The following is a 12,045-nucleotide window of genomic DNA, read 5'->3' as shown; positions in this document are numbered from 1 at the left end:
CGCGGCATGGCCCGAGGTGGCGTTCGGCCTCATCGTTTGACGTTGCCCGATGCCGGGACAGTCGGGGCTCAGATCAAGCCGCCCAGCACTTCAACAAGCCGGGCGCACTCGGCCTCCGTTCCGACCGTGATGCGCAGAAAGTCCTCGATGCGCGGCTTTCCGAAATGCCGGACCAGAACGCCGCGCGCGCGTAGCGCGGTCGCGAGATCTGCTCCGCTCCGGCTTCGATGGCGCGCGAAGACGAAGTTGGCGAGCGAGGGCAACACCTCGAAGCCGAGTGGTCCAAGATCGCGGGCCAAGTTTTCCCGGCTTGCGATGATACGGGCACGGGTGTCTCGGAACCAGCCGTCGTCCTCGATCGCGGCGACGGCGCCGGAAATCGCGAGGCAATCGACGGGATAGGAGTTGAAGCTGTCCTTCACCCGTTCCAGCGCTTCGATCAGCGGTCGTTGGCCGATGGCAAAACCAACCCGCAGGCCAGCGAGCGAGCGCGACTTCGAGAAGGTCTGGATGACCAGCAGATTGTCATGGCGCGCAACCAGCGGCACGGCGCTTTCGGCGCCGAAATCGACATAGGCCTCGTCCACCACCACCAGCCGGTCCGGCTGTTCGGCCAGCAGCGACGCGATTGCGTCGCGCTGAAGGGCGATGCCGGTAGGAGCGTTCGGATTGCAGAGCAGGATGGCGCTCGATGGTCGCCTGTAGTCGGAGATATCGATCCTCATCGCAGCATCGAGCGGCACCTCGTCATGCGTTATTCCATAGAGGCCGCAATAGACGGGGTAGAAGCTGTAGGTGACGTCGGGGAATAGAAGCGGTGGTTCGTGCTTCAGAAGCGCCTGGAAGGTGTGGGCCAGAACCTCGTCGGAGCCGTTGCCGACGAACACTTGCTCGGGCGCCACATCGCAATGGGCCGCGATCGCCTCGCGCAGGCGCGTCGCGCGGGGATCAGGATAAAGGCGCAGCCGCTCCGCGGCCGATGCGATCGCCGCCAGCACGCGCGGCGAGGGCGGGTAGGGGTTCTCATTGGTATTGAGCTTGACGATGCCGTCCTGCTTCGGCTGCTCGCCGGGGACGTAGGGCGAAAGCGTGTGGACGACGGGACTCCAGAAACGGCTCATGAGCTCCAATCCGAATTTGATCCGGGCACAGTAGGGTATGCGGGACCTCGGCGGAAGTGCGCCTGCATTCAGCATTCCAGGCAAATCCACACGAGGCTTACTGCCGGGACGTTCCCGCAAGCGCGACCCCTATGCTAGGATCGTCGCACCACCGCCCAGAATGAAAACAAGAACGAAGGCTGGCGCGCCCCAAGGCGCTGAACGGCCGAAAAGAGAGGAACACATGCCGGGTGCAGCTCTTCCCACCGCTCCCTCGATTCCGACCGCACCCGTGACGTCGGCCGTTCTCGACCGCTTGCGGGCCATCGTCGGCGGCAAAGGCCTGATCCTGGACGAGCAGGACAAGCTGCCTTTCGTGACCGACTGGCGCGGCACGCTGGCGGGGCAGGCCGCGGCGGTCGTGCGTCCGGCCAGCACCGCGGAAGTCTCCGCTGTCGTCAAGCTCTGCTACGACAACGGCATTGCCATCGTTCCGCAAGGTGGCAACACCGGCCTGATGGGCGGCGCTACGCCGTGGCCCATGCACCGCGGCATCGTGCTGTCGCTCGGGCGCATGAACCAGGTGTTGAATGTCGATCCCGTCGGCTACGCCATGACCGTGGAGGCAGGCTGCATCCTCGAGACCATTCAGGACACAGCCGCGCGCCACGACCGCCTCTTTCCGCTCAGCCTCGGTGCTCAGGGCTCATGCATGATCGGAGGCAATCTGTCCACCAATGCCGGCGGCGTGCAGGTGCTGCGTTATGGCAATGCGCGAAATCTGGTGTTGGGTCTGGAGGTCGTGCTGGCTAACGGCGATGTCTGGGACGGCCTGCGCGCACTCAAGAAGGACAACACCGGCTATGACCTCAAGCATCTGTTCATGGGCGCCGAAGGGACGCTCGGCATCATCACCAAGGCGGTGCTGAAACTCTGGCCGGCGCCGAAAGACGTATGCACGGCATGGCTTGCAATCCGCGATCCCAAGGCAGCCATCGACCTTCTGTCGGAGGCGCATGCCGCTTCCGATGACAATGTCGGCTCCTGTGAGCTCGTCAGCCGTGCGTGCACCGACATGGTGCTGCGCCACATTCCCGGCACCCAGGATCCTCTCAAGGCTGAGACCGAATGGTACCTCCTTCTCGAATGGTCATCGGCCCGGCCGCGGCAGGACGGCGGCATGGGCATGTCGGACAGGATGGAGCAGTTCCTGGCTGACCAACTCGAGGCGGGCCGGGTGCTGGATGCTGTGATCGCGCAAACCGAAGCGCAGTCGCGCAACATGTGGCGGATTCGCGAGAGCGTGGCCGAGGCATCGCGCACCGAAGGTCCGGGCTTGAGCTACGACGTGTCGGTCGCGGTCTCCAGGATTCCCGAGTTTATCGACAGCGGTCTCGAGGCCGTGCTCGCCATCCTGCCGACGATCCGCCCCTATCCACTCGGCCACATCGGAGACGGCAACGTCCACTTCTCTTTCATGGGCCCGAAGGGCATGGACCTCGATACGCTGTCCCAGTATTCCGCGGCGATCACACGGGCCGTCAACGACCTCATCACCTCCATGGGCGGCTCGATCTCGGCGGAACACGGCATCGGTATCGAAAAGCTCGACGAGCTCCAGCACTACCGTTCCCGGGCCGAGCTCGACATCATGCGCACGATCAAGCGGGCGCTCGATCCGAAGAACATCATGAATCCGGGCAAGGTGCTTCGTCTCGGTTGAGGCGCGCCCACCTCGAGCCCGGTGCTCCCGAACGCTCGGCGCTCCCGGAGACGGGATGCCGTGGATAGGCGGGCCAAACAGGCCGGGGGCGTCAAATCATGCCGTTTAGCGGCCGAAAGGCGGCTTTATTCCCGCCTTGGATGCTTTAAGGAAGGGAGAGGATCAGGTCGCACCCGCCCTGGGGCAGTGCTAGACCCTGATGCAGGAACAATGGGGCGGGGCCAGTATGGCACGTCCGTAAGGATAAAGGATTGAGGCAATGATCCAGACCGTTGGCATCATCGGGGCAGGGACCATGGGGAACGGCATCGCGCAGATTTGTGCCGCGGCTGGGCTTTCGGTCGTGATGGTCGACATTTCCGATGCGGCGGTGAACCGCGGGATTTCGACGGTCGGCGGCAGCCTCGAGCGCCTGGTCAAGAAGGAGAAGATGTCGGCGGCCGATCGCGACGCCACGCTCAAGCGCATCACCGGCACCACCGACCGCGCCAAGCTCGTCGATTGCGATCTCGTGATCGAGGCTGCGACCGAGAACGAGGAACTCAAGGTCAAGATCCTGAAGGATCTCTGTGCGACGCTGTCGCCGCGCACGCTGCTCGCCACGAACACCTCTTCGATCTCGATCACGAAGCTCGCCGCGGCGACCGACCGCCCCGACCGCTTCATCGGCATGCACTTCTTCAATCCGGTTCCGGTCATGGCGCTGCTGGAGCTCATCCGCGGCTTGCAGACCTCCGACGACACCCACGCCAAGGCGCTCGATTTCGCCAAGCGCGTCGGCAAGGTGGCGATCACGGCCAAGAACAGCCCCGGCTTTGCCGTCAACCGCATTCTTTGCCCGATGATCAACGAGGCGATCTTCGCGCTACAGGAGGGGATTGCGACGGCGGAAGAGATCGATGCCGGCATGAAGCTCGGCTGCAACCATCCGATCGGGCCGCTGGCGCTCGCTGATCTTGTCGGGCTCGACACCATGTTGTCGGTGATGGAGGTCTTTTACAAAGGCTTCAACGACCCCAAATACCGTCCGGCACCCTTGCTCAAGGAAATGGTCGATGCCGGCCATCTCGGCCGCAAGACCGGGCAGGGCTTTTACACCTACAGCGCCTGACCCGTTATTTGCGTTGCGACAAAGACGGGTGCACCGACTTGCACCAAGATGGGCGCGGATGCGTCCTTCCTTCTCCCCTTGTGGGAGAAGGTGGCGCGAAGCGCCGGATGAGGGGTTGGTTCCGCGAGCCCAAATGCGTGAGGAATACGCGGAGAGAACCCCTCACCCGTCTCGCCGCTTCGCGGCGAGCCACCCTCTCCCACAAGGGGAGAGGGTGAAGACAAAACGGACGAAAACAAAGATGTCGGATCGACTGAAGGCCGAGCGCGAGGCTGCGACCGCGCGGCGGAATTTGCTGACTCAGGATGCAATCGAGCGCACGGGGATCACCGAAGAGATGATCGGGGAACTCGTGACTCGTTTCTATGGCCGCGTCCGTGAGGATGCGCTGCTGGGGCCGGTGTTCGCGATCGTGCAGAATTGGGACGAACATCTCACCAAGCTCCGGGATTTCTGGTCGTCGGTCGTGCTGATGAGCGGCCGCTACCATGGCTCGCCGATGCGGGCGCACATGCCACTGAGCCTGGCCGGCCATCATTTCGACCGCTGGCTCGATCTGTTCGAACAAACCGCGCGCGAGGTCTGCCCGCCGCAAGCAGCCGCGCTGTTCATCGACAGGGCGCGCCGCATCGCCGACAGCTTCGAGATGGCGTCGGCGACCTTGGCCGGTCGCATCGCTTCGCCGCGTCACGTGCTCCGCTCCTAGAATACAAAATGCCTGCCTGAGAAATGCGCAAGCCGCACTGATCTCGCTATGATCGCGCCGAGCGTCGGCGCATTGCACCAATACCGACAGCATTGACCTGATCTGCAAAATCATCATGCCGGTCGCGTAGCGTGACGTTGCAATTCAAAATAAGCGCGTAAATGCGCATGTTCGTATTCAATCAATGCGAGCAAAGGCCTATTGATGCACTGCGGGAAAAATCGCTGCCTTTTTTTCGGCAGAGTTCCAGCGCCTGCTTGCAAACATGTCGCGTGCATCGTTCAACACATCCTCTTCATCTTCCGACAATACAGCGGAATCCGAAGCTGACGCCTGCACGGAGCAAACCCGGCGGGCGCTGTTGATGAGTGCGCTGGCCACCACGGCGTGCCTCGCCTGCTCCACGCAAGTCCACGCGGACGAGGATGCACCCGGCTCCGACGAGCGGCCTCAGAAGGGCGATCTGCTCGTGTTCTCAGAAGGCGATCAGGAGGGACAGCCCGTCACCGCGGCCGCTCTGTCGGCCGGCGGACCGCCGGTGCATGCCTGGCCGAAAGATCCGAAGACGTCGGTCGTGCGCAGCGCCTCGCGCCTCAACGAGATCCTGATCATCCGGCTCGACCCCGCCGAGCTCGACGAGCAGACGAAAGCGCGCGCTGTCGACGGCATCCTCGCCTATTCGGCAATCTGCTCGCATGCCGGCTGTCCTGTCACAGCGTGGGTGAAGAGCGATGTCGGCGACAAGGAAGTGCTCAAATGCATGTGCCACAACTCCGAATACGATCCTCGCGCGGGCGCGCAGGTCGTGTTCGGGCCGGCGCCGCGACGGCTCGCTGCGCTGCCGCTGGCGCTGGCTGACGGCTCGCTCAGCGTCGCCGGAAACTTCGTCGGAAAGGTAGGTGGCGCGCAGCAGGGATGATGGGCGTGCGGGTTCTGCCCGCGTCACGAGAGGCCGCATCCGCCGATGGGCGGACGACGGGACGAACGACAAGAATTCAAAACAAGAATTCAAAACGGATGAAAAAGGGGAACGCCATGACCAGGAAGCAGTGGTTACTGTCCGGCTTCGTCGCCTTCACATGTCTTGCCTCGACCGCCGCCATCTCAGGCCCGATCGAGAACTACGCGCCGGTCACCGCGCAGCGGTTGGAAAACCCGGAGCCCGCCAACTGGATGCTCTACCGGCGGACCTATGACGGGCAGGGCTACAGCCCGCTCGACCAGATCAACACCTCGAATGTGAAGAACTTGACGCCGGTCTGGACCTTCGCGACCGGCGTGGTCGAAGGTCACGAGGCGCCGCCGATCGTCAACAACGGCGTGATGTTCGTGGCGACCCCGATGGGGCAGGTGATCGCGCTGAACGCCAAGACCGGCGACGAATATTGGCGCTACAAGCGGCAGCTTCCCGACGACCTGTTCCAGTTGCATCCGACCAGCCGCGGCGTCGGCCTCTGGGAGGACAAGCTCTATCTCGCCACCACCGACGACCATGTCGTCGCGCTCGACGCCAAGACCGGCAAGGTGGTGTGGGACACCAAGGTGCAGGACTACAAGAAGGGCCAGTACATGACCCTGATGCCGTTGATCGTCGACGGCAAGGTCATCGTTGGCGGCTCCGGCGGTGAGTTCGGCGTGCGCGGCTATGTCGCCGCCTATGATGCCAAGGACGGCAAGGAGCTGTGGCGGACTTATACGATTCCGGGCGAAGGCGAACCCGGCCACGACACCTGGCAGGGCGAGGACTGGAAGAACGGCGGCGGCTCGGCCTGGATGACCGGCAATTACGACAAGGACACCAAGACGATCTATTGGGGCGTCGGCAACGCCGCGCCGTGGCCCGGTGAGATGCATCCGGGCGACAATCTCTATACCTCGTCGGTGCTCGCGCTCGATCCGAACACCGGCAAGATCAAGACCTATCACCAGTATCACCAGAACGATTCCTGGGATTGGGACGAGGTCGAAGCCCCGATGTTGATCGACCTGCAACGCGACGGTCGCAACATCAAGAGCCTGGTCCATCCGGGACGCGATGCGATCTTCTGGATACTCGAGCGCACGCCGACCAAGATCAACTACGTCGCCGGCTGGCCGTTCGTCTCCACCGACGTCTGGAAGGGCATCGACGCCGAGAGTGGCAGGCCGATCGTCGATCCCGCGCACAAGCCGATGGTCGGCAAGCGCGTGGAGTTCTGTCCGTCGCTGTGGGGCGGCAAGGATTGGCCGTCGGCGGCCTACAGCCAGAAAACCGGCCTCGTCTACGTGCCCGCCAACGAGAATTTCTGCGGCGGGTTCACCGGCGAGAAGGTCCCGCTCAAGCCCGGCGAGCTCTGGCTCGGCACCAAGCCGGAGGACATCGGCCTGAAGACGAAGCCGGGTGCCGATCATTTCGGCGAGCTCCAGGCCTGGGATCCCGTGACGGGCAAGAAGATGTGGCAACACAACTTCCCCAAGTCGCAGCTGTTCGGATCAGTGACGGCGACCGCAGGCGATCTCGTCTTCGTGGGCGGCACCAACGACCGCAACTTCCGCGCCTTCAACGCGAAGTCCGGCGAGCTGTTGTGGGAGCAGAAGACCAACTCCGGCATCATGGGCATGCCGGTGTCCTATGAGATCGACGGCACGCAATACATCGCGATCCAGTCGGGATGGGGCGTGGATGCGCAGCGCATCCAGGATGCACTCGTGACCAACGATATCGGCATCGAAGCCAACGTGCCGCAGGGCGGCGTGATCTGGGTGTTTGCGCTGAAGAAATAAGCTCCGCTGGCGGATCGAAAGAAGCGGAGTGTCAGGGGGCAAATGCGGCGGACGGCAACGTCCGCCGCATTTTGCGTCGGCGGCTTCCCTTCCCCCCCTTGCGGGAGAAGGTGGCGCGAAGCGCCGGATGAGGGGTTCTATCCGCACATCACAATGTGCGAGACTCGCGCAGGCATACCCCTCACCCAAGCGTGATCGTGGCAACCGGTGTCGCTGCCCTCTCCCGCAAGGCGAGAGGGCACATCGATGCGCTTCGGCGAAGAACTAGAGCCGATAATCACGGCGTCAAAACGCCGATGCGCCAGATCGTTACTTCCCCTCGCGCTCGACCTTATCCTTTTCCTTCTGGTTCATCTCGCGAACCTTGGGATCTGGATTGTGCTGTCCGGTGGTCTGGGTGGTCGAGGGCGGCGTGGCATTGGCGTTGGGCAGAGAGTTCTGGTCCGGCGTGCTGGGGCGCGTCGCCGTGGTCGGCGGCTTGGTGTTGCTCTGGGCGTATGCGCCAGTGGCCGTCAAAAGAAAGGCGCTCGACAGCAACGGGACTGCGAGCGCCTTTGAGATATGGGTCATCGATCTGCTCCTGTCAGATCGATGCAAACGGCGCGAGGCCGCCTTGTGTTCCCGCCTTTAGGTCTCCAATTGCTTGCCGAGCGGAAGGCTGCGGATGCGTTTTCCGGTCGCGGCGAAGATGGCGTTCATCAGCGCCGGCGCGAATGGCGGGACACCGGGCTCGCCCACGCCGCTCGGCGGCGTGTCGGGTCCGGGCGGCACGATGTAGACGTTGGTCACCGCAGGGGATTCGTCGATCCTGAGGACCTGGAAGTCGTCGAAGTTCTTCTGCTGCACCTTGCCATCCTTGAAGGTGATCTCGCCGTATTTGGCGAGACTGAGCCCCATGATCGCCGCGCCCTCGATCTGCGAGGCGATGCGCTCGGGGTTGACATAGGTGCCGCAGTCGATGGCGGTGTCCACACGCGGCACCGTCAGCTTGCCCTTGTCGTCGACGGCCACCTCGACGATGGTCGCGATATAGCTGACGAAGCTGCGGTGCACGGCGATGCCGAGGCCATGGCCCTTCGGCACTTGACGGCCCCATTCGCCCTTCTCGGCGACCAGTTCGACCACCTTGCGCAGGCGCGCGGTGTCGATCGGATAGCTGTCCAGGGGCTCGCCGTAGTTCCACATGTCCTTCACAGCAGGCTTGACGATGCGCGGGCTGCCGATCAGCGCCAGCAGCGTCTCCTTCTGGTCGCGGCCGGTCGCATGGGCGATCTCGCCCACCATCGACTGGACCGCGAAGGCGCGCGGGATGTTCGAGACCGAGCGGAACCAGCCGATGCGGGTGAACGCCGCAGCCTCGGGGTTCTCGCAGGAGATGTTGGCGATCTCGAACGGCATGTCCACGAGGCCCATGCCGAGCTCGAAAGGCGCCTGGTGCTTTGCACCCGCCGCAAACGTTGAGCCGATGCTCGGGGCCACGCTGCGATGGCGCCAGGCGATCACCTTTCCGTTCTTGTCGATCCCCGCCTCGATCCGTTCCACGGAGACCGTGTGCAGGAAATCGTGGCGAACGTCGTCCTCGCGCGTCCACTGCACCTTGACGGGCACGCCGAGCTCCTTCGACAGCAGCGCGGCCTCGAGCGCAAAGTCGCATTTCGACTTGCGCCCGAAACCGCCGCCGAGCAGCGTGACGTTGACCGTGACATTGCCCTCGGGAATGCCGAGCGTCTTTGCGACGTCCTCGCGCGTACCACCCGGGCTCTGCACCGGCGCCCAGATCTCCGCCTTGTCACCCTTGACGTCAGCGACCGCCACCGGCGGCTCCATGCTGACATGGGCAAGGTGCGGCAGATAATATTCGCCGACGACGACCTTGTCGGCGCCCTTCAGAGCAGCCTCGGCATCGCCTTCCTGGCGCACCACAAGGCCCGGCTTGCGCGAGGCCTCCTCGAGCTCCTTGCGGTAGGCGACGGAGTCATATTTGCCGTTGGCGCCGTCGTCCCAGGTCAGCTTCAGCGCGTCGCGGCCCTTGATCGCCGCGCCGGTATTGCGCGCGATCACGGCAACGCCGCCGAGCGGCTGGAATTTCGACGGCCACGGCCAGCCGCGCACCTGCATCACCTTCTCGACGCCGGGGACCTTCAACGCCGCGTCCGGATCGAACTTGACGAGCTTGCCGCCGGTTACCGGCGGGCGCGCGATCACGGCATACTTCATGCCAGGCAGCCGCACGTCGGCGCCGTAACGCGCCTTGCCGGTGGTGATGTCATGGAGATCGACGATGCCGATCTGGCCCTTGCCGAGATAGCGGAAGTCCTTGGGGTCCTTCAGCTTGAGCCCTTCGATGCTCGGCACCGATTCCTTGGCGGCGTCGGCTGCGAGCTCGCCGAAGCCGAGCTTGCGGCTCGTCGCGCTGTGGACGACCTCGTGATTGACGGCCTTGACCTCGGTGGCCGGCACGCCCCAGCGTTTCGCGGCGGCTTGCTCCAGCATGGTGCGGGCGGAGGCACCGATCTGTCGCATCGGCATCAAATAGTGCCGCGTGCTGCGCGAGCCATCGGTGTCCTGGTTGCCGAACTTGACCTCGTCGCCGTGGGCTTGTTCCACCTTGACCCTGGACCAGTCGGCTTCCATCTCCTCGGCCACGATCAGCGGCAAGCTGGTGCGCACGCCCGTGCCCATCTCGGCGCGGTGGGCGAGGATGGTGACGGTGCCGTCGGGTGCGACCGCGACGAACACGCGCGGATCGACCACGACGCCGTGCGGCATCTTGCCGGCGCCGGTCTCGTAGGCGAACGCCTGGCGCGACATCACGGGCGCCGCGAGCACGAAGCCGCCTGTGATGCCGAGCCCCTTCAGGATGCTGCGGCGCGAAACCTTCTCGACCCTGATGTTCTTCTCGAAGCCACGAAGCTTCTTCGGGTTGTCGATGAAATTCATGTCACACTCCCGTCGATGCGAGATGGACCGCATTCTCGATGCGCTGGTAGCAGCCGCAGCGGCAGATGTTGCCGGACATCGCCTCGCGGATCTGGTCGTGCGACGGCTTTGGATTGTCCATTAGCAGCGCAGCCGCCTGCATGATCTGGCCCGCCTGGCAGAAGCCGCATTGGGGAACGTTGACTTGGCGCCAGGCCTTCTGCACCGGGTGATCGCCGTTCGGATGCAGGCCTTCGATCGTCGTCACCTCGCGGCCGGCGACGTCGTTGATCGACGTGATGCAGGCGCGCACGGCTTCCTTGTCGACGATGACGGTGCAGGCGCCGCACAGGGCCTGGCCGCAGCCGAACTTGGTGCCGGTCAGCCCGGCCTCGTCGCGCAGGAACCAGAGTAGCGGGAGATCCGGGTCGCCGTCCCAGCTCTGTTCCTGGCCGTTGATCTTCACTTTGATCATGATCGTCCCTCGCTCTTCATAAGCTTGTTGATTTCAGATTTTCCAAATGCCGGTCGGTGCAATGTCCGCTGCGCGGCGTCGCATTCCAGCGGTCATCCCGCGCGGGCAGATCCCGGCAGGAATCAGGAATGCCGATGTCATGTCCGGATGTGTTCGATACCTCCCGTCGTGTTCTTGATTATTGAATTCGCGCGGCATCGTCACGTCGCGATCGTAGCAGGATCGCCTCAGTCTGGCGTTCACAGCCAAGTGTTTTTGACTCAGCTGTTTCGATGGGAAAAGATTGCAACGAAGGTTTGTCAAAAGCAGGGCGCCGCATCGCGCCGCGCGCCTCTCGAGATGGGCGCACTCGAAAAAAAGCTTCGCCCGCCAGAAGACCTGTGCGGACGAAGCAGGATGCCTCAGTCGAGGGAGGGAGAAACGCAGGCGCCGGGGACTTCAAGCCGGAAGCGGGCGGCCCTGCGCAGTCATTCAGAGACCAGGACTGAGGGAGCTCACGGCCCCCACACAAGCGCAGTCGAGAAGCGGCGGCATCGCCGCGATTGTCCCGGGCCGGCTCCGTCCGCTCGCTGGGTGTGGTGGAACCAGCGAGCGGGCGGGGCGCGGCAAACGTCAGGCGGCCTTTTTGCCTAGGCGGCCTTGACTCAGGCGGCCTCTGCTTAAGCGGCTTTGGCCTTCGCCACGTGGGTCGCGATCGCGTCCATCAGCGCCGGCGACAGGCAGTCATAGGGTTCAAGCCCAAGCTCCTTGAACCGAGCCCGTATTCCGCCCATCTGCTCCGGCTTCACGCCCGATTCGATCACCGACGAGACGAAGGCGGCGAATTGCGGCGCCTGCGAACCCTGTTCCTGGAACAGTTCGGGGTGGATGAAGTCGAGGCCGTAGAACGGGTGACCCTTGTTCTCGATGCGGCCGTACATGTGCGTGCCGCAGGCCTTGCAGGCGTAGCGCTGGATCACCGCCGATGGATCGACGATCTGGAGCTTGTCGCCGTTCTCGAGCACGGTGACGTTCTGGCGGGGTACCACGGCGACGACGGAGAAATTCGCGCCCTGCGGTTTCCAGCACTTGGTGCAGCCACAGGCGTGATTATGAGCGACGTCGCCCTTGACGGCGACCTTGACCTGATGGTCGCTGCATTTGCATGCGAGCGTGCCGCCGGCGAAGCTGCCGCTGCCCTGTTTGATGCCGTTATCGATCGAGGGATGGAGTGCAACAGTCATGGGTCGATCCTCCTTGGGGTGACGC

Annotated in this window: 10 protein-coding genes; 5 read left to right on the top strand and 5 right to left on the bottom strand. The window is 63.8% G+C overall.

Features of this window, described 5'->3' with window-relative positions:
* Nucleotides 1–68: 68 nt before the first annotated feature.
* Nucleotides 69–1,121, bottom strand: coding sequence for a histidinol-phosphate transaminase (hisC, locus tag AC0L2F_RS30375; protein ID WP_473250898.1), 1,053 nt, complete (start codon nucleotides 1,119–1,121; stop codon nucleotides 69–71).
* Between the two features lie 223 nt (nucleotides 1,122–1,344).
* Here hisC and AC0L2F_RS30370 point away from each other — a divergent pair, with 223 nt between their 5' ends.
* The 5 genes from AC0L2F_RS30370 (at nucleotide 1,345) to AC0L2F_RS30350 (ending at nucleotide 7,403) form a co-directional block, all read left to right on the top strand.
* Nucleotides 1,345–2,823 (top strand): FAD-binding oxidoreductase, encoded by a 1,479-nt coding sequence (locus AC0L2F_RS30370; RefSeq protein WP_473250897.1) that lies wholly within the window; start codon nucleotides 1,345–1,347, stop codon nucleotides 2,821–2,823.
* Between the two features lie 259 nt (nucleotides 2,824–3,082).
* Nucleotides 3,083–3,934, top strand: a complete 852-nt coding sequence (locus AC0L2F_RS30365) for a 3-hydroxybutyryl-CoA dehydrogenase (protein WP_473250896.1) — start codon at nucleotides 3,083–3,085, stop codon at nucleotides 3,932–3,934.
* A 241-nt stretch (nucleotides 3,935–4,175) separates the two neighbouring features.
* The gene (locus AC0L2F_RS30360) at nucleotides 4,176–4,640 is read left to right on the top strand and encodes a group III truncated hemoglobin (protein WP_007612990.1); all 465 of its coding nucleotides are present in this window, start codon (nucleotides 4,176–4,178) and stop codon (nucleotides 4,638–4,640) included.
* Nucleotides 4,641–4,905: 265 nt separating this feature from the next.
* The gene (locus AC0L2F_RS30355) at nucleotides 4,906–5,559 is read left to right on the top strand and encodes a QcrA and Rieske domain-containing protein (protein WP_473250895.1); all 654 of its coding nucleotides are present in this window, start codon (nucleotides 4,906–4,908) and stop codon (nucleotides 5,557–5,559) included.
* Nucleotides 5,560–5,675: 116 nt separating this feature from the next.
* Entirely contained in the window at nucleotides 5,676–7,403 is a 1,728-nt protein-coding gene (locus AC0L2F_RS30350; protein WP_473250894.1) for a methanol/ethanol family PQQ-dependent dehydrogenase, read from the top strand.
* Nucleotides 7,404–7,712: 309 nt separating this feature from the next.
* Here AC0L2F_RS30350 and AC0L2F_RS30345 read toward each other — a convergent pair whose 3' ends face one another.
* The 4 genes from AC0L2F_RS30345 to gfa all read right to left on the bottom strand — a co-directional run bounded on the left by AC0L2F_RS30345 (nucleotide 7,713) and on the right by gfa (nucleotide 12,020).
* Complete coding sequence (locus AC0L2F_RS30345) at nucleotides 7,713–7,973, bottom strand: hypothetical protein (protein ID WP_473250893.1); 261 nt, start codon at nucleotides 7,971–7,973, stop codon at nucleotides 7,713–7,715.
* Nucleotides 7,974–8,030: 57 nt separating this feature from the next.
* Complete coding sequence (locus AC0L2F_RS30340; RefSeq protein WP_473250891.1) at nucleotides 8,031–10,343, bottom strand: xanthine dehydrogenase family protein molybdopterin-binding subunit; 2,313 nt, start codon at nucleotides 10,341–10,343, stop codon at nucleotides 8,031–8,033.
* A gap of 1 nt (nucleotide 10,344) precedes the next feature.
* Nucleotides 10,345–10,797: a (2Fe-2S)-binding protein gene (locus tag AC0L2F_RS30335; protein WP_007612984.1), complete on the bottom strand. Its 453-nt coding sequence runs from the start codon at nucleotides 10,795–10,797 to the stop codon at nucleotides 10,345–10,347.
* A gap of 659 nt (nucleotides 10,798–11,456) precedes the next feature.
* Nucleotides 11,457–12,020: an S-(hydroxymethyl)glutathione synthase gene (gene gfa, locus AC0L2F_RS30330; RefSeq protein WP_027519384.1), complete on the bottom strand. Its 564-nt coding sequence runs from the start codon at nucleotides 12,018–12,020 to the stop codon at nucleotides 11,457–11,459.
* Between the last annotated feature and the right edge of the window lie 25 nt (nucleotides 12,021–12,045).

It is taken from the genome of Bradyrhizobium sp. Ken64 (assembly GCF_055807555.1).
Note: the sequence above shows the minus strand (reverse complement) of the source record. Positions and strands in the feature narration are given on the sequence as shown.